The 25,625-nt window shown below is 65.5% G+C and carries 17 protein-coding genes; 7 read left to right on the forward strand and 10 right to left on the reverse strand.

Translation table 11 applies throughout. The features are described from left to right. Positions 1-11: 11 nt before the first annotated feature. A complete protein-coding gene (locus ACPJXG_RS11465) occupies positions 12-1,901 on the forward strand; it encodes a serine hydrolase domain-containing protein (protein WP_425254313.1) in 1,890 nt (629 codons plus the stop codon). A 7-nt stretch (positions 1,902-1,908) separates the two neighbouring features. Here the strand turns inward: ACPJXG_RS11465 and ACPJXG_RS11470 are convergent, their stop codons facing one another. The 7 genes from ACPJXG_RS11470 to ACPJXG_RS11500 form a co-directional block, all read right to left on the reverse strand. Then, positions 1,909-2,166, reverse strand: coding sequence for a hypothetical protein (locus ACPJXG_RS11470; protein ID WP_425254314.1), 258 nt, complete (start codon positions 2,164-2,166; stop codon positions 1,909-1,911). Further along, a complete protein-coding gene (locus ACPJXG_RS11475) occupies positions 2,163-3,023 on the reverse strand; it encodes a DUF692 domain-containing protein (RefSeq protein ID WP_425254315.1) in 861 nt (286 codons plus the stop codon). Before ACPJXG_RS11475 ends, ACPJXG_RS11470 begins: the two co-directional genes overlap by 4 nt. Beyond that, complete coding sequence (locus tag ACPJXG_RS11480) at positions 3,007-3,918, reverse strand: TIGR04222 domain-containing membrane protein (protein ID WP_425254316.1); 912 nt, start codon at positions 3,916-3,918, stop codon at positions 3,007-3,009. The genes ACPJXG_RS11475 and ACPJXG_RS11480 overlap by 17 nt, the downstream gene beginning before the upstream one ends. After that, entirely contained in the window at positions 3,915-4,643 is a 729-nt protein-coding gene (locus tag ACPJXG_RS11485) for a hypothetical protein (RefSeq protein ID WP_425254317.1), read from the reverse strand. Before ACPJXG_RS11485 ends, ACPJXG_RS11480 begins: the two co-directional genes overlap by 4 nt. Positions 4,644-4,741: 98 nt before the next feature. Then, complete coding sequence (serB, locus tag ACPJXG_RS11490) at positions 4,742-5,584, reverse strand: phosphoserine phosphatase SerB (protein WP_425254737.1); 843 nt, start codon at positions 5,582-5,584, stop codon at positions 4,742-4,744. 55 nt (positions 5,585-5,639) lie between these two features. Next, on the reverse strand, positions 5,640-9,083 hold the full coding sequence (mfd, locus tag ACPJXG_RS11495) for a transcription-repair coupling factor (RefSeq protein ID WP_425254318.1): 3,444 nt from the start codon (positions 9,081-9,083) through the stop codon (positions 5,640-5,642). Between the two features lie 87 nt (positions 9,084-9,170). Next, complete coding sequence (locus ACPJXG_RS11500) at positions 9,171-10,115, reverse strand: 5'-nucleotidase (protein WP_278316210.1); 945 nt, start codon at positions 10,113-10,115, stop codon at positions 9,171-9,173. A 340-nt stretch (positions 10,116-10,455) separates the two neighbouring features. Here ACPJXG_RS11500 and ACPJXG_RS11505 point away from each other — a divergent pair, with 340 nt between their 5' ends. From ACPJXG_RS11505 to ACPJXG_RS11520, 4 genes are all read left to right on the forward strand, one after another. Continuing rightward, positions 10,456-12,225 (forward strand): methyl-accepting chemotaxis protein, encoded by a 1,770-nt coding sequence (locus ACPJXG_RS11505; RefSeq protein ID WP_425254319.1) that lies wholly within the window; start codon positions 10,456-10,458, stop codon positions 12,223-12,225. Between the two features lie 332 nt (positions 12,226-12,557). After that, positions 12,558-14,153 (forward strand): methyl-accepting chemotaxis protein, encoded by a 1,596-nt coding sequence (locus ACPJXG_RS11510; RefSeq protein WP_425254320.1) that lies wholly within the window; start codon positions 12,558-12,560, stop codon positions 14,151-14,153. Then, positions 14,153-15,052 (forward strand): putative bifunctional diguanylate cyclase/phosphodiesterase, encoded by a 900-nt coding sequence (locus ACPJXG_RS11515; protein ID WP_425254321.1) that lies wholly within the window; start codon positions 14,153-14,155, stop codon positions 15,050-15,052. Before ACPJXG_RS11510 ends, ACPJXG_RS11515 begins: the two co-directional genes overlap by 1 nt. A gap of 51 nt (positions 15,053-15,103) precedes the next feature. Further along, positions 15,104-17,881 (forward strand): ATP-binding protein, encoded by a 2,778-nt coding sequence (locus ACPJXG_RS11520; protein WP_425254322.1) that lies wholly within the window; start codon positions 15,104-15,106, stop codon positions 17,879-17,881. Between the two features lie 3 nt (positions 17,882-17,884). Here ACPJXG_RS11520 and ACPJXG_RS11525 read toward each other — a convergent pair whose 3' ends face one another. Both ACPJXG_RS11525 and ACPJXG_RS11530 read right to left on the reverse strand, forming a co-directional pair. Continuing rightward, entirely contained in the window at positions 17,885-18,805 is a 921-nt protein-coding gene (locus ACPJXG_RS11525; RefSeq protein ID WP_425254323.1) for a lipase secretion chaperone, read from the reverse strand. A gap of 10 nt (positions 18,806-18,815) precedes the next feature. Next, positions 18,816-19,730: a lipase family alpha/beta hydrolase gene (locus ACPJXG_RS11530; protein WP_425254324.1), complete on the reverse strand. Its 915-nt coding sequence runs from the start codon at positions 19,728-19,730 to the stop codon at positions 18,816-18,818. Between the two features lie 361 nt (positions 19,731-20,091). On the opposite strand from ACPJXG_RS11530, the gene ACPJXG_RS11535 reads away from it, so the two are divergent. Next, the gene (locus ACPJXG_RS11535; RefSeq protein WP_425254325.1) at positions 20,092-20,748 is read left to right on the forward strand and encodes a TetR/AcrR family transcriptional regulator; all 657 of its coding nucleotides are present in this window, start codon (positions 20,092-20,094) and stop codon (positions 20,746-20,748) included. A gap of 62 nt (positions 20,749-20,810) precedes the next feature. On the opposite strand, the gene ACPJXG_RS11540 is transcribed toward ACPJXG_RS11535, so the two are convergent. Continuing rightward, positions 20,811-23,090 carry a penicillin-binding protein 1A gene (locus ACPJXG_RS11540; protein ID WP_425254326.1) on the reverse strand — a complete coding sequence of 760 codons (2,280 nt, stop codon included), beginning with the start codon at positions 23,088-23,090 and terminating at the stop codon, positions 20,811-20,813. Between the two features lie 246 nt (positions 23,091-23,336). On the opposite strand from ACPJXG_RS11540, the gene ACPJXG_RS11545 reads away from it, so the two are divergent. After that, positions 23,337-25,604, forward strand: coding sequence for an OPT family oligopeptide transporter (locus tag ACPJXG_RS11545; RefSeq protein ID WP_425254327.1), 2,268 nt, complete (start codon positions 23,337-23,339; stop codon positions 25,602-25,604). The last annotated feature ends 21 nt before the right edge of the window (positions 25,605-25,625 follow it).

The raw sequence follows: 25,625 nt of genomic DNA on the forward strand, positions 1-25,625 counted from the left end.
AGAATACATTGTTGAAACGAGATCGCTATCGCACCCTGGCCGCGCGCGCCAGGTCATGGCTGCGCCAGGCTTTGCCGGCCTTGCTGCTGTGCGCCACCGCAGCCCACACCGCCGCCGCTCCCCTGGACGCGGAGTTTGCCGCCGGCTTGAAGGACGAGGGCCTGACGGGCGCCGTCTGGAGTGAAGTCTTGCCTGACGGAACAGTCAAAGTCGGTGCGTCCGGCCTGCGCGATGCCGCCAAGCACATGCCCATGCAGGCGGACACGCGCGTACAAGTGGGCTCCGTGGGCAAGGTGGCGCTGGCGCTGGGCGTCTTGCGCCTGGTCAGCGAAGACCGGCTCACGCTCGACACGCCCTTGCAGCAAGTGCTGCCGGAACTGGCGCTGAAAAACCCGTGGCAAGCCAGCGACCCCGTGCGCATCCGCCACCTGCTGGCGCATACGTCCGGCCTGGACAACGTGCGCTTCTGGCAGGCGTTCAGCCTGAACCCGGCGCCGGATGCACCGCTGGCCGCCGCCTTTGACGGCGACCGCAATCTGCTGCGCGTGCGCGCCCGTCCCGGCAGCCGCTATGCGTATTCGAACATGGGCTATGGTTTGCTGGGTATGGTGATCGAGAAGGTCACGGGCCAGCCGTATGAACGCTACCTCGATGCGCAGCTGCTGCTGCCGCTGGGCATGGCGGACAGCACGTTTGCCTACGTTACGCAAATGAGTACGCAAATGAGCACTCAGGCGGGAGCGCATGCGGACCCGCGCCTGGCCATGGGCCACTTCGAGCATGGCGTGGCGCAGTCGGCCGTGCCGCAATACCTGCGTCCGGCCGCGCAATTTACCACCACGGCGGCCGACATGGCCAAGCTGGCGCAATTCCTGATGGGCGACGGCAAGCTGCAGGGCAAGCGCTTCATCGACCTGGCGCTGATGGGCGCCTTGTCCGAACCGGCCGACACGGATGCGGCGCAGGCGGGCCTGGCCACGGGCCACGGCCTGGCGCTGGCCGTGCGCGACCGCCACAACGTGGTGGGTGCCTGCCATCCTGGCACGGCCGTGGGTTTCCGCGCCATGCTGTGCCTCTATCCGGAGCAGGACAGCGCGTTTTTCGTCGCCTTCAATACGGATGCCGAGCAAGCCGACTATGAACGCTTCAACCGCCTGCTGCTGCGCGACCTGGAACTGCCGCTGCGCGCGCCGGCCCCGCGCGGCACGCCCGCGCCCACGGTGGAAAACTGGCAGGGCGTGTATGTGCCGTCACCCAGCCCCATGGCCAGCATGGCCTGGGTCGACGCCGTCTTCGGTTTTACGCGCCTGAAATGGGATGGCGAATCGCTGTTCCTGATCCCGTTCCAGGGCGAGCCAAAGGAACTGGAACCGGTGGGCGGCCTGCTGTTCCGCGCCAGCGACCGCAGCACGCCGTCGCACGTGTTGATGCAGGAGGATGGCAAGCATGTGCTCAGCGACGGCTTGCGCAGCTACGAGCGCGCGTCGATGTTGCGCATGCTGGTGCTGTGGGGCAGCCTGGCGCTGGGCGTTGCTGGCTTGCTGTACGTGCTGGTGGTGGGCGTGTGGCGCGCCGCGCTGCGCAGCCTGGAGCGGGGCGACCATCTGTTCGCGCCTCTGTTGGCTATGCTGGCGCTGCTCCTGCCGCTGCCGTTCTACTATTTTCAGTCCTATCTGCGCCTGGGCGACGTCACCATCGCCAGCGTGCTGCTGGCGCTGGCGACGGGCGCGCTGCCGCTGGCGACGGCGTTCGGCCTGGCCCGCTGCTGGCGCAGCCGCGGCACAGCGGCCGAGGCGGGTTCGTGGGCGAAATGGGATTGGGTCGCCTTGCTGGCGGCCTTGCAGCTGCTGCTGGTGCTGGCCTGGTGGGGACTGTTGCCGCTGCGTATGTGGCAGCTCTAGAGGGCGCTCAGCGCCAGGCAGCCAGCAGCCGGCGCCACCAGCGTTGCGCCGGCCTGGCCTTGCTGCCGTGCGCGGACCGCTTGGCGCGATAACTGGCCGCCGCCATCTGCAGGCCGACGCGGTCCATCGCCGCCATCGCCTCCGCTTCCTCTGGCGACAAGCCTTGCAGCAAAGCGTGCGCACGGGGATCGAGCAGGAAGGCGGCACGCAGGGCGTCGTCCGTGTACAACTTTGCCAGGTAGGTTTCCAGTGCGGGGGAACTCATGTGTTTCGCCCTGCGCGCAAGGCCGCGCGCGCCAGCTCCAGCTGGCCCAGCACATGCTCGAACGACGGGTAATTGCCGTCGCGTTCGACGATCACCGTCAACGGTTGCGGCGCCTGGCGCGCCAGCACCGTCAATAAAGCGAAGACTTCGGGTGGCACGTCGTGCAGGTGGTCGTCCAGCAGGCGCTGGCCGCCGCCCGGCGCGTCTATCCAGTGGCCGCCGCTCAGGTGCACGGCGCCGACCCTGTCCAGCGGCAGGCGCAGCAGCAGTTCCTGCGGCGATTCGCCGGCATTGACGGCATTCGCATACAGGTTGTGCAGGTCGAGCAGCAGCGGCACTTGCGCGCCGTGGATAATTTGCGCCACCCACTCGGCTTCGTCCAGGGTGCTGGCGGGCGGCTGGAGCAGGGTGGCGATGTTTTCCATCAGCGGCGCGCAGCCGACGATGCGCGTGGCCAGTGCGATATTGGCGATCGCCCCGGCGGCGCTGCGTGGCGTGCGCGGCGGCGCCGCCAGGTGGCCGATTTCCACGCCGCCGGCGCGCACGAAACTCAGGTGCTCGGACCACGATTCGGCCTGCACTTCTTTCATCAGGCGCGCCATCGCATGCAGGCGGCGCGGGTCGGCGGGAATCGTCGAGGCCAGCCCCATGCCCACGCCATGCAGGCTGACCGGCACCTGGCGCGCCAGGCTGCACAGGGCCGCGATGCCGGTACGCGAGGCGCGGTAATAATCGTCAGCGATCACTTCCAGCACGTCGATCCGCGCCAGGTTGGACACGATGCCGGCAGCCAGTTCGCCACGCCAGCCCAGGCCGACGCGGTCGCGCGTGGCGCCCTGGCTAGCTGCCACAGCCACCGCCGCATCCACCGCAGCCGCTGCCGCACGACGAGCCGCCGCCGTCTCCGCCCGATGAGGAATCGCCCGAGTCGCTCGACGTCGAGCTGCCGCCCTGCTGCGGCCGGGGCACCGGGTACAGCTCGGCGACGTAGGCATACACGGACAAGGGCAGGGCGCCGAGGCCGAAGATGGCCGCCAGCAGGGCCATGTCGGCACTGCTGCTGCCTGCGTTCAGGCGCGACGAGCGCATGTTCAGGCGGCCAAACAGCATGCGCAGGTCGGTCAGCAGCCGCTGCGCGCTCCAGCTGGTCGCCTGGGTGCGCAAGCCGCGCAGCATCAGGAGAAAAATCACCAGCAGGACCGCCAGGAACAGCAGGTTGTAATGCTGGCGGCTGATGGCGATGACGGCCTTGACGGCGGCCACCGTCAGCAGCAGCCAGTGCGCAGCCCAGGTGATGCGTTCGCGGCGGCGCAGCAGCGGCGGGCCGACCAGCAATTCCTGCTGCGTCAAGGTCTCCTGGTAGGCACGGCATGACGGCAGCATCTCGGCCTGCACGGCCAGTTCCTTGCTGTGACCCTGGCGGCCCAGGTACAGCCGCAGCACGTCGCGTTCGATGTCATGGCGGGCAAAGCGCAGGCTGTCGGCGCTGGCCGTCTCCAGCAGCGGGCCATCGGCGCGCAGCAAACCGCGGTCGACCAGCACGATGGTGGCGATTTTCACGGCTTCAAGCGCGCCGCCGCGCAGGTAGGCGATGCGGTAGGGATCATCGGCCAGCGACAGCTGGGCGTGCGGATTGCGCAATTCCATGCGTATGAGCAGCTCGCGCGCGAGGTAGTACACGAGCACGCCGAAGATCAGATAGGCCAGCAGGAACCATGGCCCGCTCCAGTCAAAGGGATTGAGGCCGTTCACCGCATCTGCTCCGCGTGCTCGCGCAAGTGTCCGGTAATCGTCATCAAGCCCGTAAAGGTGGGCAGGGCCTGCCCCGGCGCCAGGCGCGCCGTTTCGCGCGCCGCCGACATGGCTTGCAAGGCGGCGTGCAGGGCCGGCTCGCCCAGCTGGTCGACAAACGCTTCGAGCGCCTGCTTGCCGGACAGCGCAGGCTTGCCCTCCAGCTGCGCCAGCGAGGCTGCGGCCGCGCGCAGGGGGCCGGCCGCGTCGGCGATGGCGCCTGCCAGCTGTTCTTCATTCAGGCTCAATAGCATATAGCGCTCGCGCATGCGCACCTGCTGGTTCAGCAGCACTTGCCGCAGCCGGCGCAGCACGGCGTCGCGGCTGGTGTGCAGACTGGCGAACGGGTCGACGCCATGCAGCACCCTGTGGCGCGCGATGATGTCGGCGAACTTGACGGCGAAGGCGTCGGCGGCCTGCGTCAATTCGCTCTCGAGCAGGAACATCACCTGCAGATCGATGGCGGCATGCGCCAGGCGCAGTGACCCGCGCAGCGCATCGGCCGCCTGCGGCGTAAAGCGCTTGAGCAGCAACAGCAGGTTGACGTCGGAGGTGGCGCGCACCTGGCCATCGGCGGCCGAGCCAAACAGCACGGCGGCGGCAAGGTCGTCACCAAAGGCGCTTTGCGCGGCGGCGACAAACACATCCAGGTGGCGTTGAATCTCTTCTGGCAGCGGTGGCGGCATGCGGTGTACTTTCACGGTGGGTTGGCGGAATGATCATAAGTTTGCAATATAGCAAAAATGTCCATCCCTGCGCGCACCGTCCGCCAGAGAGCATCAACTCAGGTCAATACATTGAGCAAGCCATCGAGTCCCACGAAGTTCAGCGCCACGTCGGCCTGCGAGCGCACCACGGGCTTGGCGCGGAAGGCCACGGACAGGCCGGCGATGCCCATCATTTTCAAGTCGTTGGCGCCGTCGCCCATGACGATGGCTTCGGATGGGGAAATGCCCATCTCCTTGCACACGCGCTCCACGGTGCGCTGCTTTTCCTCGGCGTCGACGATGCCACCGACGACTTTGCCCGTCAGCTTGCCGTCGACGATTTCCAGTGCGTTCGCATGCGTGTAGTCGAGGCCCAGGCGTTCCTTCAGGCGCTCGGTAAAGAAGGTAAAGCCGCCCGATACCAGCAGGGTTTTCAGGCCGGCTTTTTGCACGGCCGCCAGCATGGTTTCCGCGCCCGGCGACAGTTTCAAACGCTCGTCGTAGACGCGCTGCAGGGCCGACGCATCGAGGCCTTCGAGCAGGGCCACGCGCTGTTTCAGGCTGGCGCTAAAATCGAGTTCGCCGCGCATGGCCGCTTCCGTGATGGCTGCCACTTGCGGTTTCAGGCCCTGCATGTCGGCGATTTCATCGATGCACTCGATGGTGATCAGGGTCGAATCCATGTCCATCGCCACGAGCTTGAATTCGGCCAGTTCGCGCTGGCCCATCATGTAGGTGGCGTCCAGCTGCGCCGCCTGGGCCGCCACTTCGATGGTGGGGCGCAGCGCAGGCGAATAGGCGATCTGCTCGCAGCGCACGGCGTTCGGGCCCAGGCGCGTGATGGAGGTCGGCGCGGCCAGCGCGGCGATGCGTTCGAGGCGTGCGCTATCGCCGTCCAGGCCCTGCAGGATCAGATTCATGGTGATGCTCTTGGTAGTGGTCATGGGGCAGTCCTGCATTAAGTATCGAAATGGTCTACACCGTCAATTGCTTGATGGTGGTCTTGATCTGTGTCACGCGCGCGGCCAGGTCCGGCATGGCGGCCGTGATTTTCAGCTTGTCCTGGCCATGCAGCTTGATATGGCGGTTTTTCTGGATCAGGTCGATGATGCGCATCGGGTCGATGGGCGGCTTGGCCATGAATTGCAGGGTAGCCGCCTCGCCATGCACGTCGATCTTGACGATGCCCACGGTTTTCGCCGCGATGCGCAGCCGGTGCGTTTCGACCAGGGCCTTGACGGCGTCGGGCAGCTTGCCGAAACGGTCGATCAGCTCTTCCTGGATATCGTCGATCTTCTCTTGCGTGGCGCAGTTGGCCAGGCGCTTGTAGATCGACAGGCGCTCGTGCACGTCGCCGCAGAAGTCGGCCGGCAGCAGGGCCGGCACGTGCAGGTTGATCTCGGTGGTCGAGGCCAGCGGCGCGGCCAGGTCCGGCTCCTTGCCGGCTTTCAGCGAGCGCACGGCTTCGTTGAGCATGTCCGAATACAGCTGGAAGCCGATTTCCGTCATCTCTCCCGACTGGCTCTCGCCCAGCACCTCGCCGGCGCCGCGGATTTCCAGGTCGTGCATGGCCAGGTAAAAGCCGCTGCCCAGTTCTTCCATCTGCTGGATGGCGTCCAGGCGGCGCTGCGCGAGTTTCGTGAGACCTTGCACGTCGTGCACCAGCAGGTAGGCGTAGGCCTGGTGATGCGAGCGTCCGACCCGGCCGCGCAGCTGGTGCAGCTGCGCCAGGCCGAACTTGTCGGCGCGGTGCATGATGATGGTGTTCGCCGTCGGCACGTCGATGCCCGTTTCAATGATGGTCGTGCACAGCAAAATATTAAAGCGCTGGGCGACGAAGTCGCGCATGACCTTTTCCAGGTCGCGCTCGTGCATCTGGCCGTGCGCGACGGCGATGCGCGCCTCGGGCAGCAGTTCCGTCAGCATGGCCAGGCGGTTCTGGATGGTTTCCACCTCGTTGTGCAGGAAGTAGATCTGGCCACCCCGTTTGAGTTCGCGCAAGCACGCTTCGCGGATGATGGCTTCGCCTTCGCTGCGCACGAACGTCTTGATGGCCAGGCGCTTTTGCGGCGCCGTGGCGATGATGGAAAAGTCGCGCAAGCCTTCCAGGGCCATGCCCAGGGTGCGCGGGATCGGCGTGGCCGTCAGGGTCAGCACGTCCACTTCCGCGCGCAGGGCTTTCAAGGCTTCCTTCTGGCGCACGCCGAACCTGTGTTCCTCGTCGATGATGACGAGGCCCAGGCGCGTAAACTTCACGTCGTCGGACAGCAGTTTATGCGTGCCGATGACGATGTCGATGGTGCCGTCGGCCATGCCCTTGAACGCTTGCGTGATCTCCTTGCCGCTGCGGAAGCGCGACAATTCCGCGATGCGTACGGGCCAGTCGGCGAAGCGGTCGGCGAAGGTTTGCGCATGCTGCTCCGCCAGCAGGGTGGTGGGCGCCAGGATGGCCACCTGCTTGCCACCCATGACGGCGATGAAGGCTGCGCGCAGCGCCACTTCCGTCTTGCCGAAGCCGACGTCGCCGCAGACCAGGCGATCCATCGGTTTGCCGGAAGTCATGTCCTTGATGACGTTATGGATGGCCTCGGCCTGGTCCGGCGTTTCATCGAAGCCGAAGCTGTCGGCGAAGCGCTGGTAGTCGTGCGACGAGAATTCGAACGAGTGGCCCTGGCGCAGCGCGCGGCGTGCATACAGGTTGAGCAGCTCGGCGGCCGTGTCGCGCACCTGTTCGGCCGCGCGCTTTTTCGCTTTTTCCCACTGGCCCGAGCCGAGCGAATGCAGCGGCGCGTCTTCCGGCGACGCGCCCGAATAGCGGGAAATGACGTGCAGCTGCGACACGGGCACGTACAGTTTCGTGTCTTTCGCGTATTCGAGGTGCAGGAACTCCGTTTCGCCTTCGCCCAGGTCCATGCTGGTCAGGCCCATGTAGCGCCCGATGCCGTGGTTGATGTGCACGACGGGGTCGCCGATCTTCAGCTCCGACAGGTCGCGCACCATCGATTCGACCTGCGTCACGCCTTCCTGCCTCTTGCTGCCGACCCGGCGGCCGGAACCGGCGTACAGCTCCGTCTCGGTGATGAAGGCCAGGTTGCCCTCGGGCGTGAACAATTCAAAACCCGCATGCAGCGGCGCCACGCCCAGCATCAGCCTGGCGTCGGACTGCAGGAAGCCGTCGCTGCCCTCCACCGGCGTCAGGTGCAGATCGTATTCGCTGAAGTACTGCTGCAAGGTTTCGCGGCGGCCGTTCGATTCGGCGCAGATCATCACGCGGCGGCCCGCCTGCAGCAGGTAGCTGCGCAGGTTGGCCAGCGGATCGTCGGCGCGGCGGTTGACGGCGATGTTCGGCACGGGCGCCGACAGTTCGGACGCCAGCGCATCGTTCGACTTCGCGATCGCCAGGCGCGGATACGGCTTGGCCAGGGCGAAGAACTGTTCATCGGACAGGAACAGCGACTCGGGCGGCAAAATCGGCCGCTCGCGGTCCGCTTTTAAAAAGCGGTAGCGCGACTGGGTATCGGTCCAGAAGCGGCCGATGGCCGCATCGATCTCGCCCACCAGGGCCAGCGAGGCGTCGGGCGGCAGATAGTCGAACAAGGTGGCCGTTTGTTCAAAAAACAGGGGCAGATAATATTCGATGCCGGCCGAGGCGATGCCGCTGCTGATGTCCTTGTAGACGACGGAGCGCGATGGATCGCCTTCGAACTGCTCGCGCCAGCGGTTGCGGAAGGTGGTGCGGGCCGCTTCATCCATGGGGAATTCGCGGCCCGGCAACAGCCGCACTTCATGCACGGGATACAGCGAGCGCTGGGTGTCGGCATCGAACGTGCGGATGGTTTCGATGGTGTCGCCGAACAGGTCGAGCCGATAGGGCAGGGCTGACCCCATGGGGAACAGGTCGAGCAGGCCGCCGCGCACCGAGTATTCGCCGGGCGACATCACTTGCGAGACGTGGCTGTAGCCGGCCAGGGTCAGCTGCGACTTCAATCGTGCTTCGTCGAGTTTTTCGCCCTTCTTGAAGAAGAAGGTGTAGGCGGCCAAAAAGGACGGCGGCGCCAGGCGCACCAGCGCCGTGGTGGCCGGCACGATCAGCACGTCGCACTGGCGCGTCTGGATTTCGTGCAGGGTGGCCAGGCGCTCGGAGACCAGATCCTGGTGCGGCGAAAACGCGTCGTAGGGCAGCGTTTCCCAGTCCGGCAGCAAATGGCAGCGCAGGTCCTTGCCGCCAAACCAAGGGATTTCATCGAGCAGGCGCTGGCCGTCGCTGGCCTGCGCCACCACCACGGCCAGCATCTGGCCCCGCGCTTTCAATTCCAGTGCGGCCAGCGCCAGGGCATAGGCGTCGGATGAACCATACAGGGCGGGCAGCGCATAGCGGTTGCCGGGCTTGGGGAGGGCTTTTGTTAAGTCTAAGGACATGCAGGCGATGACACTAGTGGCAGAGGCAGTTGAATGGGACAGCTGTGGTGCGCGCAGCGCCGCCAGTGACGGCGCTGACAGGCGAGATTATAGACCATCACCCGCGCGCATATTCGCGATACCGAAAGGAACATGCACCATGGGGATGGTCCCGCCCGCCGATTTGAGGTGGCTCAGCTGGTCGTCGAAGAAGATATGCGGCTTGAACACGGCCAGCACGCGCGATTTGTCCATGCCGCCGAGGAAAAACGTTTCGTCGGCCGCCACGCCCCAGCTTTTCAGGGTCGTCACGACCCGCTCGTGCGAAGGCGCGTTGCGCGCCGTGATGATGGCGATGCGCAGGATCTTTTTATAGCCGGGATCGCGCCGCTGGGCTCTTTCCTCCAGGCGCTGCATGGTGGCCAGCTTCTGGAACAGGCCGGCCAGCGGTCCCGGGCGGTGCGGCGTGCCCACGTTCAGGGTTTCATGGGCGTGGAATTCATCGACGTCGTTGTTGCGCTTGAAGACGGTTTCCGCTTCGTCGTCGGCGATCACGCCGTCGAAGTCGAAGGCCACGCGCAGTTCCTCGTCGTTCTCGTCGTCTTCCGTGCGCGACGGCAGCACCAGGCCGGCCGGATAGTCGCAAGCCAGGGCGCTGCGCACATCGTCTTCATTCGCGCTGAGGAAGAGCGAGGCGTTGAAGGCGGGCAGGTAGGGGTAGGGCGACTTGCCCGTCATGAAGGCGGCGCGCGAAATATCGAGGCCGTAGTGGGCGATGCTGTGCATCACGCGCAAGCCCGTTTCCGGCGAATTGCGCGAAAACAGCACCACTTCCACGGGCGACTGGCGCGGATAATGCTTGTTGATGTTCAGGAAGCGGCGGATGAAGGGAAAGGCCACGCCGCGCGGCAAGACCGTGTCGATATGCGTTTCCTGGTATTTGCGGTATTCCTCGGGACCGTTGTCGAGGTAGACCTGGTGCGATTCGGCCAGGTCGAACAGGGCGCTGGAAGCGACCCCGATCACCAGTTTGTGTTCGATAGGATAAGCCATGGTCTGCCTGTTGTTTGCTTGTTGCTCATCTTATACGACTATCAACTGCGTAGCCAATAGTGGCGCAGCGCGATTTTTTGCACCAAAGCGGGGCGCTCTGTCAATTTTTTTGACCGCTGTGCAATACACGCCACAGTAAAGAAATAAATCTTGTTTTGTATCAAGTATTTGACAGCCAGCGCCCCCGTTTTCCACTATGCTTCCTATTATAAAATCTCGCCAATTGTAACGAAGCGTACGCCCCATCCCCGCCACCTTTATACAAGTGTCAGCTGTTTTACTCGAACATGCCAGCCCCGCATTCGCCAGCAGTCTTCGTGACTTTATAAAGGATCTCGCCATGTTTAAGAATTTACTGATCAAATGGAAGTTGGCGACGCTCGTTGCCGTGATGATGGCGGCCTTGCTGGTGGTGGGCATCAGCGGCTATACGGGCATCGCCACCGTAGGCCGCGCCGTCAATGAAATCGGCGTGGTGCGCCTGCCGTCGATCCAGGGCCTGATGATGATCAGCGAAGGCCAGACGGCCGTCGCCGCCGCCACCCTGACGGCCGCCATCTATGAAAACAATTACCAGGCACAGGACAAGTTCGCGGAAGCGCTGCAGCTGCGCACCAAGGCCTGGAACAATATCGAGGCGGGCCGCAAGCTGTACGAGCCGCTGCCGCAAACGCCAGAGGAAGCCGCGCTGTGGCAGCGCTTCCAGGGCGAGTGGGCGGCCTGGAAGGGCGATGACGACAAGGTGCGCGCCATCTTGCGCCAGCTGGCCGACAACCGCGACGAGCCGCGGCAGAAAGAGTTGTTCGTGACTTTCTACAAGCAGTATCAGGACTCGCGCGCGCTGTTCGGCAAGGCCGAAGGCACGCTCAACGAGATCATCAAGCTCAATAACGGCGTGGCCGATGCCAGCGTCAAGGACGGCAGCGCGGCCGTGATCCGCTCGGAAAGCCTGATGGTCATCCTCGGCTTGCTGGCTTCCGCGCTGGGCATCGGTTGCGCCGCCTACATCACGCGCGCCATCACGCAGCCGATCAATTCGGCCGTGAAAGTGGCGCAAACGGTGGCCTCGGGCGACCTGACGAGCCAGATCGAAGTGCACACGACGGAAGAAACGGGCCAGCTGCTGCAGGCGCTGAAAGACATGAATTCCAGCCTGGTCAGCATCGTCGGTCAGGTGCGCAGCGGCACGGAAACCATCGCCACGGCCTCGTCGGAAATCGCCAGCGGCAACCTGGACCTGTCCTCGCGCACGGAAGAGCAAGCCAGTTCGCTGGAAGAGACGGCGTCGTCGATGGAAGAACTGACGTCCACCGTGCGGCAGAATGCCGACAATGCCCAGCAGGCGAACCAGTTGGCGCTGAGCGCCTCGGGCGTGGCCGTCAAGGGCGGCGCCGTGGTGGGCAAGGTGGTCGAGACCATGGACGCCATCAACGACTCGTCGCGCAAGATCGTCGACATCATTTCCGTCATCGACGGCATCGCCTTCCAGACGAATATCCTGGCCTTGAATGCGGCCGTGGAAGCGGCGCGCGCGGGCGAGCAGGGACGCGGTTTCGCCGTCGTGGCGACGGAAGTGCGTAATCTGGCGCAACGTTCGGCGGCGGCGGCGAAGGAAATCAAGACCCTGATCGGCGACTCCGTGGTGGCCGTCGACGCGGGCAGCAAGCTGGTGGCCGAGGCGGGCAGCACGATGGCCGAAATCGTCTCCAGCGTGCAGCGCGTGACGGACATCATGGCGGAAATCAGCCTGGCCACGCAGGAGCAAAGCTCGGGCATCGACCAGATCAACCAGGCCATCGGCCAGATGGACCAGGTGACCCAGCAAAACGCGGCCCTGGTGGAAGAGGCGGCCGCCGCTGCCGAATCCCTGCAGGAGCAATCGGGCCAGCTGGCCGACGTGGTCAGCGTCTTCAAGCTCGATGGCGCCCAGGCGCCTGCCGCGCGCGCGAACGCCAAGCCGGCCGCGCCACGCGCCGCGGTGGCCAGCGTGGCGCCGAAGCGTCCGGTACCGGGACATGCTTCGCGCCCCGCCGCAGGCCGCCCGGCCTTGCACGCGGTGTCGTCCCAGCGCCAGAGCGCGCCGCGCAACGACGAGTGGGAAGTGTTCTGATCGATTGACGGCGCCAGCATGCGCTAACGGACGGCCGCCTTGTGCGGCCGTTTTTGCCTGTGCACTGCGGTTACTACTTACTAAAAAAACAGCGTTATAAAAATAGCTGTTTTGCCATCTAAGCAAATCTTTGCAAAACTTAACGCGACATTGCTTGTGAGATAACTCACACTGCCTGCCGTACCACCCTTGTTCCCGCCTCGGCCACATCCCGGCTGACCCCTCCGCCTGCTGCGTCCAGCCATACCTGGCAGGCGGCAGCCATTGCCGTCAGCCTTGCATGCGAGCCCGGCGCGATGACCGATGCACCACACTGAAGGATGCGAATAAAGATGGCAAATATGAAAATCGGCACGCGCCTGCGCTGCTCCTTTGCGTTGTTGACCTTGCTGCTGCTGGCGACCGCCATGCTGGGCATGCTGCGCCTGTCCAGCCTGGAACTGCGCATGCGCGACGTGATCGACGACAAATATCCGAAAACCGTGCTGGCCAACGACATCATCAAGAATGTCAACATCATCGCGCGCTCCTCGCGCAACCTGCTCCTGATGACGGAGCCGCGGCAGCTGGCGCAGGAACGCGCCACCATCGCCAGGGCGGGCGGCGAAACGGAACAGGGCCTGGCGCAGTTGGACAAGGTGGTGCTGTCGCCGCAGGGCCGCCAGCAGATGGCGGCCGTGACGCAGGCGCGCGCCGCGTTCAACGCCGGGCGCGACAAGGTGCTGGCCCTGCTGGAAGAGGGCGCGCGCGACGAAGCGACGACTTTGCTGCTCGGCACCGTGCGCGGCGAGCAGCTGCGCTACATGGCGGCGCTGGAAAGCCTCATCGCGCACCAGCATGAGCTGATGGAGCAGGCGGGCGCCCAGGTGCGCCACGAATACATCACGGCGCGCAACATGATGCTGGCGCTGAGCGCGCTGGCCGTGCTCTTTTCGCTCGTCACCGCCTGGCTGGTCACGCGCAGCATCGTCAATCCGCTGCGCCATGCCCTGACGGTGGCGCAGACCGTGGCCGCCGGCGACCTGACGTCGACCTTCGGCCGCCACGCCGGCGATGAAACGGGCAAGCTGCTCGACGCGCTGTGCATCATGAACGGCAACCTGCTCGACATCGTGCAGCAGGTGCGCGGCGGCACCGATACCATCGCCACGGCCTCGTCGCAGATCGCGGCCGGCAATATCGACCTGTCGTCGCGCACCGAGGAGCAGGCCAGCTCGCTGGAACAGACGGCGTCGGCCATGGAAGAACTCAGTTCCACGGTGCAGCAGAACGCGGACAATGCGCGCCATGCCAGCGTGCTGGCCGTCGAGGCGGCGAACATCGCCGGCGCCGGCGGGCAAGCCGTGGGACAGGTCATTCACACCATGGACGCCATCAGCGCGTCCTCGGCGCAGATCGCCGACATCATCGGCGTGATCGACATGCTGGCCTTCCAGACGAATATCCTGGCCCTGAACGCGGCCGTCGAGGCGGCGCGCGCGGGCGAGCAGGGGCGCGGCTTTGCCGTCGTGGCGACGGAAGTGCGCAACCTGGCGCAGCGCAGCGCGGCGGCGGCGCGCGACATCCGCGCCCTGATCGCCAATTCCACGCAGCAGGTGGACGCCGGCGCGGCCCTCGTGGCGCAGGCCGGCGCCACGATGCAGGACGTGGTGGCGGCCGTGGGGCGCGTGAGCCAGATGGTGGCCGACATCACGGCGGCCAGCGCCGAGCAAAGCACGGGCATCGGCCAGGTCAGCCAGGCGGTGCTGCAGATGGACGAAGTGACGCAGCAGAACGCCGCCCTGGTGGAAGAGGCGGCGGCCGCATCGCAATCGCTGGAGGGCGAGGCGGCGAAGCTGCTGCAGGTGGTCAGCGTGTTTCGCCTGCGCCAGGGGCCGGCGGTTCTGGCGGGCCGCCCTGCGTCTGCCGTGCCGCGCCTGCCGGCCTAGTGGCGCGCCTGGCAAGGTTCTGGCAGGTCGCGCTGGCGCGGCTGTGCCGGGCGCCGGCGCGCAGCCGGGAGTTGCAGCGGCGCCTGGACAGCGCCATCGCCGGCGGCGAATTCTGCTTTCACTACCAGGGCAAGTTCGATACGGCGCAATTGCGTCTGGTCGGCCTCGAAGCGCTGCTGCGCTGGAACCATCCGCGCCACGGCCTGGTCTATCCGAACGAATTCATCGGCCTGGCCGAGCAGACTGGCGCCATCGCCGCGCTGGGCAACTGGGGCATTGACGCGGCCTGCCGCCAGCTGGCGCAGTGGCGCGCGCAGGGCCTGCCTTTGGTGCCGGTCGCGGTGAACGTCTCGGCGCGCCAGCTGTGCCAGCCGCAGTTGCCGGCGCAGTTACCCGATTTCGTGCTGGGCTGCCTGCGGCGCCACGCCATTCCCGCCTGCCTGCTGGAGCTGGAAGTGACGGAAAGCTGCTGCATCGACGACATGGCGCAGGCGGCGCAGGGCTTGCGCCAGCTGCGCGCGCTGGGGCTGGCCATTTCACTCGACGATTACGGTACCGGCCATTCGGGCTTGAGCCATGTCAGGCTGCTGCCGATTCATACCATCAAGGTCGACCGTTCCTTCATCCATGACCTGGGCAGCAGTGGCAGCAGTGGCCGCGACGCCGTCATCGTCGCCTCGACCCTGGCGCTGGCGCGCGGCCTGGGCTTGCAGGCGCTGGCCGAAGGCGTGGAAAACGGTGAGCAATTGGCGCAGCTGCGGCGGCTGGGCTGCCCGCAGGTGCAGGGATTCTATTTGCACCGCCCGGCGCCCGCGGACGAGGTGGCCGCGCTGCTGTCCGCCGGCCTTGTAACAGTGCCGAAACATGGCGCCATGCGGCATGGCGCGGATGCTCAGTAGAATATGGCCACTGCAAGCCGCGTGCTTTAACACCTACTCCCCCACGCAAGAATGATAAACAGTCCCGTCCCGGCCTATGTCTTTGGCCCGTTTCGCCTTTTGCCGCTGGAGCGCCTGCTGTTCGAGGGCGACCGCGCGCTGCGCCTGGGCAGCAGGGCCATGGACTTGCTGCTGGCCCTGCTGGAGCGCGCCGGCGACATCGTCGACAAGCATGAACTGGTGGCCATCGTCTGGCCCAATGCCGTGGTCGACGACGCGACCTTGCGCGTGCATCTGGCGGCGCTGCGCAAGGCGCTCGGTGATGGCCGCGACGGCCAGCGCTACATCACCACCATCCCCGGTCGCGGCTACGGCTTCCTGGCGCCGCTGGCGCACACGGGCCGTCCGGCCTCCGGTGCGGCTGGCGCCGAGCCGCGCCACAATCTGCCCGTCATGCTGACGCGCATGCTGGGCCGCGCCGAGGTGCTGCAAACGATGGCCAACCAGCTGCTGCAATTGCGCCTGCTGTGCATTGCCGGTCCGGGCGGGATCGGCAAGACCACGCTGGCCGTCGGCCTGGCCACGCGCGTGCTGCGCCGCTATGCCGACGGCGTGTGTTTCGTCGACCTGTCGCCGCTGGACGAGGACCGCCTGGTGCCGCTGGCGCTGGCCACGGCGCTGGGCGTGGCGGTGCCGGCCGGCGACGCCATGCCGGTCCTGCTGGCCTATCTGCGCCCGCGCCACATGCTGCTCGTGCTCGATAACTGCGAACACGTGATCGGCGCGGCCGCCACGCTGGCCGACGCCTTGCTCAAGGGCGCGCCGCTGCTGCACCTGCTGGCCACCAGCCGCGAGCCGCTGCGCCTCAGCAGTGAACAGCTGCAGCGCCTGCCCGCGCTGGAATTGCCGCCGGCCGATGCCGCGCCCGATGCGGCGGCGCTCCGGCATTTCGCCGCGGTGCAGCTGTTTTGCGAACGCTGCGCGGCCGTCGACGATGCCTTCGTGCTGGCCGACGCCGACGTGCCCGTGGTGGTGGACATCTGCCGGCGCCTCGACGGCATCCCGCTGGCGCTGGAGCTGGCGGCCGGGCGCATCGGCCATTTCGGCCTGCACGAGTTGCGCCGCCAGCTCGACGACCGCTTTCGCCTGCTCACGCGCGGCGCGCGCAACATGCCCTTGCGCCACCAGACCCTGCGCGCCACCCTGGACTGGAGCTACGGCCTGCTCGATGCGCAAGAACGCCAGGTGCTGCAGGCGCTGAGTGTGTTCAGGAGCCGCTTCCGCCTCGAGTCGGCCAGCGCCGTGGCGGGCTGCGACGTGTTCGACACACTGGCCGACCTGGCCGCCAAGTCCCTCGTCAGCATCGAGTTTTGCCGCCAGCATGTGTATTACCGGCTGCTCGACACCACGCGCGCGTATGCTGGCGCGCAGCTTGCGGCGGGCGGGGATGCGGGCGCCGTGCTGCTGCGCCATGCGCGCCATTGCCTGGGCCTGGCCGGACGCATCGCCGCCGACTGGGCAAGCATGCCGCCGGCCCAATGGAGCGCGCGCTACGGCCGCCATGTCGACGACCTGCGCGCCGCCATCGACTGGGCCTTCGGCGAGGAGGGCGACGTGGCGCTGGGCGTGGCGCTGACCCTGGCCGCGCAAACCCTGTTCTATCAGCTGTCGCTGATGGATGAATACCGCGTGCGCGTCGAGCGGGCGCTCGAGCGCATGGCAACGCATGCCGTGGACGACCCCGACAGCGAGATGCAGCTGCATGCCTCGCAGGCGCACCTGCTGCTGCATACGCAGGGCATCACCGGCACCATGCTGCGTTCGTTCCAGCGCGGCTATGCGCTGGCCATGCGCACGGACGATGGCAGCCGCCGTGCCGAAGCGATCTGCGGCATGTGGATCTGCAGCCTGAAGCTGGCCGACTTCCAGCGCGCCGACAGTTACGTCACCGAGCTGGCCATCCTGTGCGACACGCGCGATGACACGGCGATGCGCCTGGTGCTGGCGCGCATGCGTTCCGTGGGCGAGTATGTGCAGGGACGCTACGCGCAGTCGGCGGCGCTGGCGCGCATGGTGCTCGCGCATCCCGAGGGCGCCGCGCAGCTCGGCTTCAACAATGCCTTGCTGGCCGATCACCAGGTGTGCCTGCGCGGCACGCTGGCGCGCTGCCTGTGGATGCAGGGCCGCCCCGACGACGCACTGGCGCTGGCGCGCGAGGCGGTGACGGTGGGCTTCGAGCACAATGGCGTCACGCTGTGCGTGGCGCTGGCCATCAATGCCATTCCCGTCGCCCTGTGGTGCGGGCAGCGGGAACTGGCGCATGCGTGGATTTGCCTGCTGTGCGAGCACGCGGCCCGCTATGGCTTGCTGTACTGGAGCGCCTGGGGCGCCGCCTACCAGCGCCTGCTCGACGGGGGCGAGGCGCTGGCGCTGTTCCCCTGGCCGTCGGTGCGCAGCTGGCCGATACAGGTCGATCTGATGGCCACCCTGCACGACGCGGCCGCCGATAGCCAGGCGCTGCGGCGCGCGCGCATGGGCCTGGCGCCGTGGAGCGCGCCGGAAGTGCTGCGCCGCGACGCGCACCACCGCTGGCGCGCGCTGGCGCACGACGATGCGGCCGGCCTGGAAGCGGTGCGGGTGCAGCTGGAAGAAGCGCTGCAGCTGGCCAGGGGCCAGCAGGCGCCGGGCTGGGAGCTGCGCTGCGCCACCAGCCTGGCGGCCGTGCTGCAGGCGCAAGGCCGCGCCGTCGCCGCGCATGCCGTGCTGGCCCCTGTGCATGCCGGTTACCGTCAGGGACGCGAGACGACGGATGTGATGGCGGCGGCGGCTTTGCTGGCGCAGCTGGCTTGAGCGCTATTCGTAGGCGCCCAGGCGGCGCTGTTCCTCCGGCGTGAAACTGGCGTCGCGCAGCTGCTGCAGGGCTGCCGCATCCTGCGCGCCGCCGGGAAGGCTGGCCTGCTGTGCCTTGGCAGCCTGGTACGCGATGATGCGCTGCTGCCACTGCGATTCCTCGCGGTCCAGTTCCGCCAGGCGCGCCGCCGCCGCCGGCGTAAACGTGCTGGCGCGCAGGCGGTAGACTTCATTCTCGCCGCCGCCCTGTGCCCGCAAGGCCTTGACGGAGGCGTCCAGCTGCGCCACCTGCAGCGGCGCATCGCGCGCGGCGCGCTGGGCCGGCGACATTTTCTGGTCCAGCGCGGCCAGTTGCGCCTGTCGCTGCGCCTCGTCGAGCGTGGCGTCGCCGAGGATGGCCATGCGCGCCACGGCGTCGTCGTCATATGCGTCGCTGGCACCGAACAGGCCCGCGCTTTCCTCGGCTGTAAAGTAATTGCTGCGCAAGGCGCGCATGGCTTGCAGGCGCGCGCGCGCCGCCAGGGCCGCATCGGCTTGCGCCGGCAAGGCCTGTTCCGCGCCGGCCAGCGCCTGCTTGTAAGCCAGGTAAGCGCCCAGCAGGCGCTTGGCTTCGCGGGCGGGCGCGGGCGCCAGGCGCTTGTCGAGTTCCGCCTCGATCTGGCTGCGGATGGCGGCCAGCGGCTTTTCGCCGAGGCCCGCCAGATAGTAGTCGAACAGGTGGGCCAGTTCCGCGTCGACCACCAGCTTGTCGCCGGCGGCCACCGTCACGTTGCCGTCGGGCCGCGTGCCTTCCATCGAGCGCACGAACGCGAACAGGTCCGGTTCCGCCTTTTCCGGCGGCGGGGCGGGCGCCTCGCCCGGGCGCAGCGCCAGGTACAGGGCCAGCGCCGCCAGGCTGCCGCCGAAAATCCATTTCGCGTGCATGCGCTTCTCCTTACAGTCCCAGGCCTTGCAGGCGGTTGGCTTGCTGGCGGAAGACGGTGACGGGGCTCGTCTCGAACAGATTGACGATGCCGACGAACTGGTTGACTTCATCGAGGTGGTTCATGGCGTAGTCGTCGCGGATCACCTTGCCCAGGTGGCTGGAGCAGCTGCTCACCAGGCCATCGTTCTTGACGCCGCCGAAGGCCAGGCTGATGGCCGCCAGGGCAGGGTCGCCCACGTCGAGCACATTCGTGTACGGCTGCGCGCCGCTCCACGAAAAGTAGTGCACGCCTTGCACCTGGTAGGCGCCTTCGCCGCAGGCGGAGGTGGGTACGCCTTGCGGGTGGCGGCTATTGAACGCCAGCGAGCCGGCCGTGGACAGCGACGCCAGCGAGGCGCCCGCGTTTTGCGGCAAGCCCTTGTTGCCGGACAAAATGCCAATCAGCGAGGCGAGCGCATTGCCCAGCGCATTGCTGGTGTTGGGAATGGCGCCGCTGAGGATGTCGGCCACCTTGGAACCCTTGTTCACGCCGGCCACGCTGGTGACGGACGCCACCAGGTCGGGGCGCACGGAGGCGACATAGCGGGCCGTGGGGCCGCCGTGGCTATGGCCGATCAGATTGACCTTGGCCGCGCCGGTGGCGGCGAGTATTTGCCGCACCTGCGACAGCAGCTGCTCGCCGCGTACTTCCGTGCTGTTGGCGCCCGACACGGTGGTCACATACACTTGCGCGCCGCCGCTGCGCAGGGCGGCGGGAACGCCATAAAAATATTCGACGGGACCGAGCTTGTCAAAGCCGAACAGGCCGTGCACGAGCACGATCGGGTACTTGGTCTGCGTGTAGCCGGCGGCGCTGGCGCTGCCGGGCACGATGGCGAGGGAAAACAGCAGGGTGGATAGCAATTGCCAGAAGCGAGTCTTCATTTTGTCTCCGTTATTTGAATAATATGGAAATGTCGATGCTGTAGCGGTGAACCGTGCACTCCTTACATTCTCGATGCATTAAAAATAGCGAGCGCTCGGTTTTTTGAATGTAGCACCGCTGGATGTAAATTGCATTTGAATTGCATGATGCAGCGCAATAACTGTGGGAATTTGGCGTTGCTGATGTGCCCATTGCATAGTTGAAAAGTCAAATAGTTGTTTTCCTGAGCTATAATCGGCCCGGCATCCGCCGTCCCGCCGTCTTGCCATGCCGCGTACCGGCATGGCATGGATATCGCTCCTCCACCGTTACTTGGGAATGCACTTGTCGACCCATTTTAATTTTGAACAGTTTCAGCAGATGACGCCTTTAAATGGCGAAAACATCTGGGAATATATTCTTGACCGCCACGCGGAGCGCATCGGCGTCAAACGCCGCAAGCCGGCGCTGGAAAATCTTGAACGCATCTTCGTCGCCACCTTCCGCCTGGCCAATGACGTGGGCTTCCGCGCCATGAGCTTGCGCGATTTGTGCCGCGAGACGGGGTTGTCGATGGGCGGCCTGTATGGCTACATCACCAGCAAGGATCAACTGGCTGAAATGATCGAGGATGTGGTGCGCCACGCCACGCAAGCCTTGCCGCTGCTGTTTGTGGACGTGAAGTCGCCGCTGGACCGCCTGGAAGCGATGATACGCTCGTCGATCTACCTGTCCGAAGTGCTGCAGCCGTGGTTTTATTTTGTCTTCATGGATTCGCGCGTGCTGCAGGTGGAGCAGCGCAGCATGGCGAAAAATTCGGAACTGTATGTGCAGACCCTGATCGCCACCACCATAGCGGAAATCGAAGCGAAGCCGCAGGGCGATCCCACCTTGCTGGCCGCGCACTGCCTGGCCCTGTTCCAGGACTGGTATGTGAAACGCTGGAAGTACCGCGCCGCGAAGGTCAATGTCGACGATTTTGCCGACAGCGTCGTCAGTACGGTGCGCGGGTATTTGAGCATGGTCAAGGCGGCGTAAAAACGCCGCCAACGGCGGCTTGCCGGGTTACGCCGTTCCGGCTAACCCGACCTACGGGCTCATCAGTTCGTGGTTTCCACCGGCACCGTCTCCGGCACGGCCGCCGGATCCGTCGGCGTCTCCACGTCCATATCCAGCGTCTTGACGCCATTCATGTCGATGAATTCGTCGTACAGCCACTCGCCGTCGACCTGGCTCAGGCCCGCCGGCACGGCGCGCGTGATTTGCGGGCGCGCCGACAGGGCCGTGCGCATGTAGTCGATCCAGATCGGCATGGCCAGCGAGGAGCCGAATTCGCGTCCGCCCAGAGATTTGGGTTCGTCATAGCCCATCCACGCCACCGCCACGATGCCGCCGCCATAGCCGGCGAACCAGCCGTCGACGGCGTCGCTGGTGGTGCCCGTCTTGCCGGCGATGTCGCCGCGTCCCAGTTTTTTCGTCGCCGCCGCGCCGGTGCCGGTGCGCGTGACTTCGCGCAGCATGCTGTCCATCACGAAGGCGTTGCGCGGGTCCAGCGCCAGGGTCTTGTCGTCGTTCGGCGCGGGCGGCTTGGTCTGCATCAGCACCGTGCCCCTGGCGTCGACGATGCGGTCGATCAAATACGGCTCCACCTGGTGGCCGCCGTTGGCGAACAGGGCGTAGGCGCCCGCCATCTGCACGGGCGTGACGGAACCCGTGCCCAGCGCCATGGTGAGATTGCTGGGCTGGCGCTTTGGATCGAAGCCGAATTTTTCCATGAAGTCGTGCGTGTATGACACGCCCAGTGCGCGCAGGATGCGCACCGAGGCCACGTTCTTCGATTGCGCCAGCGCGTAGCGCATGGTGATGGGGCCGTCGAACTTGAAGTCGTCATTCTGCGGCGCCCACACCTTGCCGCCCGCCTGCATTTCCAGGGGCACGTCGTTGATCAGGGTGGCCGGCGAAAAGCCTTTTTCCAGCGCCGCCGAATACACGAACGGCTTCATGGCCGAACCGGGCTGGCGCCAGGCTTGCGTGACGTGGTTGAACTTTTGCAGGTTGTAGTCGAAGCCGCCCACCATGGCGTGGTAGGCGCCCGTTTCCGCATCGAGCGAGACGAAGGCGGCGGCCACCAGCGGCACTTGCGTGATGGCCCAGTTGCCCTTGCCATCCTTGCTGATGCGGATCACGGCGCCCGGGCGCAGCTTGATGCCAGCGCTGGCCTTGGCGGACAGGGCAGGGGCGGCAAAGCGCAGGCCTTCGCCCGTGATGGTCTTGGCGTCGCCGTCGCCCGTGTCGGCCACCACCTTGCCGCTAACCACTTCCGTGACGACGGCGGCGATCAGGCCGTCGCTGTCCGGGCGTTTTTGCAGTGCAGCATCGATGGCGTCGTCGCGCTGCTCGGCGTCGAGCGGCATGTCGATGAAGGTTTCCGGGCCGCGATAGCCGTGGCGCTGGTCGTAGGCGATGACGTTGCGGCGCGTCGAGGCGTAGGCCGCGTCCTGGTCCGCTTTCAGGATCGTCGTGTAGACGCTGATGCCCTTGGTGTAGCTGTCTTCCTTGTACTGGGCATACACGGCCTGGCGCGCCAGTTCGGCCACGTATTCGGCGTGCGTGTCGAAACCCTGCTTGCCGCGGGTATTGATATGCAGCGGCTGCGCCAGCGCTTGCTGGTACTGGCCTTCGCTGATGTAATCGAGTTCGCGCATGCGTTTCAAGACCAGTTGCTGGCGCGCGTGCGCCTTTTTCGGATTGCTGATCGGGTTATGGCGCGATGGGTTTTGCGGCAGGCCGGCCAGCATGGCCATTTCCGCGATCGACAGTTCATTCAGCGGTTTGCCGAAGTAGGTCTGCGCCGCGCTGCCGAAGCCGAACGAGCGCTGGCCCAGGTACATCTGGTTCATGTACAGCTCGAGAATCTGGTCTTTCGACAGGGCCGCCTCGATTTTCAGGGCCAGCATGATTTCATTGAGCTTGCGCGAGGCGACTTTTTCGCGCGTCAGGAAGAAGTTGCGCGCCACCTGCATGGTGATGGTGGAACCGCCGCCGTGGCCGAAGCCGTGGCGCAGGTTCGACAGCACGGCACCGCCGGCACGCACGAAGTCGATGCCGTGGTGTTCGTAGAAGCGGCCATCCTCGATGGCCAGCAAGGCCTTTTTCATCATTTCCGGCACTTGCGCGATCGGCACGAAGTCGCGGTGTTCTTCGCCGAATTCGCCGATCAGCACATTGTCGGCCGTGTACACGCGCAGCGGTATCTTTGGCTGGTAGTCGGTGATGACGTTCAGTTCGGGCAGGCGCGGGCGCACATATAGGAACAGCCACGCGGCCAGCAGCACGGCGGCGGCCAGCGCGGCGCAGCCAGCGATGATGATAGTGCGCACGGTGGCGCGGCGGGAAGGCCAGGGGAATCCGGTTCGTTTGGCAGTCAAGGCAGTCTCACGTGAGCGTGCAAGGCACGGTGGCAGCGATTATAGACCAATGCGCCAACGCTTCCCGTGCGGGCGGGGCGGCGTCATGGACCTCAAAAAACCTTTTCATCGAAACGCGGCTGTGCGATAGTCTCGGCTTCAAGAAAATAGCCTGGATCTCGATCCGGGCTGTTTATTTTAAAAATTAAGGAAATATCCATGGCAAAAGATGCAATGCCGAGCGCCGTGAAGCCGTATATTCCGGCCGATGCGAAACTGCCCGAAATGACCTTCCGCGCGCTGTTCATGGGCGTGATACTCGGAATGGTCTTTGGCGCCTCTTCGCTGTACCTGGTGCTGAAAGTGGGCCTGACCGTCAGCGCCTCGATTCCCGTCGCGGTCATTGCGATTACCCTGTTCGGCCTGGCCAAGAAGGTGGGCGGCAAGGATTCGTCGATCCTGGAAAACAGCATCACGCAAACGGCCGGTTCGGCCGGCGAATCGCTGGCCTTCGGCCTGGGCGTGACCATGCCGGCCATTTTGATCCTCGGCTTCGACCTGGAAATCTCGCGGGTCATGCTGGTCGGTATTCTCGGCGGCCTGCTGGGCATCCTGATGATGATCCCGATGCGCCGCACCATGATCGTCGACCAGCACAAGGAACTCAAATTCCCCGAAGGCACGGCCTGCGCGGAAGTGCTCAAGGCGGCCGCCACGGAAGAATCGCGCATCGCCGCCGGCGAAAGCATCGAAAAGGATTCGGCTGCCGCGCTGGACGCCAAGCGCCGCGCGAAGATCATCTTCGGCGGTTTTGCCGTCGGTTTGCTGTATAAAGTCTTCAATATCTCGTTCAAGGGCTGGAGAGACACGCCGGGCGTGGAATTTGCCGCGCCGCTCAAGGGCGGCTCCATCGGCGCCGAGATTTCCCCTGAATTGCTGGGCGTGGGCTACATCATCGGCCCGCGCATCGCCGCCACCATGGCGGCCGGCGGCGTGCTGTCGTATTTGCTTTTGATCCCGATGATCAAGTTCTTCGGCGACAGCCTGACCACCGTGCTCTCGCCGGGCACCAAGTTGATCAGCGAAATGGGCGCGGACGACGTGCGCAGCGCCTACGTGCTGTACATCGGCGCGGGCGCCGTGGCCGCCGGCGGCCTGATTTCCCTGGTGCGCGCCATGCCCATGATCTGGCGCAGCCTGTCGGCCGGCCTGAAAGGCATCGGCAAGGGCGTCAAGAGCAATTCCACCCTGCGCACGGACCAGGATATCCCTCTGAAATGGGTCATCATCGGCTGCCTGTCCATCATCGCCGTGATCACCTTTGCCACGCCGCTGCACATGAACTTCCTCGGCGCGCTGCTGATCCTCGTCTTCGGCTTTTTGTTCGCCACCGTATCGTCGCGCCTGACGGGCGAAATCGGCTCGTCGTCGAACCCGATCTCCGGCATGGCCGTGGCCACCTTGCTGTTTACCTGCCTGATCTTCCTGATCATGGGCTGGACGGGCGGACGTTACTATGTGACGGCCCTGTCGGTGGGCGCCATCGTGTGCATCGCCGCCAGCAATGCGGGCACCACCTCGCAGGATTTGAAAACCGGCTACCTGGTGGGCGCCACGCCGCGCCTGCAGCAGTACGCGATTCTGGCGGGCGCCTTGTCGTCGGCGCTGATCCTCGGACCGATTCTGCTGAAGCTGAACGAAGCGAGCACCGTCTACGTGCCAGCCGCGCAAGTGGCGCCCGGCCTGACGGTCGATGCGTCGAAGCTGACGGTGACGGGCGAGCTGCATGGCCCGCAAGCCGATACGGACCACAATACGTATAAAGTCTGGCAAAAGACGGACACCGTGGGCGGCCCGGCCGGCAAGTATTTCGTCAAGGAAGATGGTCAGCTGGCTTACCTGGTCGATCCGGGCATCAATGGCCATTACAGCAAGCGCCCCGATGGTTCGGAAGTGAAGAAATATGATGCGCCGAAGGCCGTGCTGATGTCCTACATCATCAAGGGCATCCTCGACCAGCAGCTGCCGTGGACCCTGGTGCTGTTCGGCGTGATGATCGCCGTGGTGCTGGAAATGGCCGGCATCCCGTCGCTGGCGTTTTCCGTGGGCGTGTACCTGCCGCTGTCGTCCACCTTGCCGATCTTCGTCGGCGGCCTGGTACGCTGGCTGGCGGACCGCCGCAACAACAAGCTGGAACACAATGCCAAGCTGAACGAGGAAGAACGCCAACTGGCGGGCGACCGCAGTTCGGGCGTGCTGCTGGCCTCCGGCTACATCGCCGGCGGCGCGCTGGCCGGCATCATCATTGCGATTACGGCCGGCGTGCTGACGCACTTCGACCAGATGATGGCCGACTGGGCCGAGCATGGCAATCCGTTCTACGCGGGCTTGCATTCGGATGCGCTGTCGCTGCTGCCGTATGCCGTCATCATCGTGCTGCTGTATATCGTGGCGCGCGAGAGGAAAGCGGGCAGTTCGCAGGCTTGATGTCCTAGTCTATCCAATGAG

The sequence above is a fragment of the Janthinobacterium sp. NFX145 genome (assembly GCF_049810325.1).
In the GTDB taxonomy this organism is placed as follows: domain Bacteria; phylum Pseudomonadota; class Gammaproteobacteria; order Burkholderiales; family Burkholderiaceae_D; genus Janthinobacterium; species Janthinobacterium rivuli.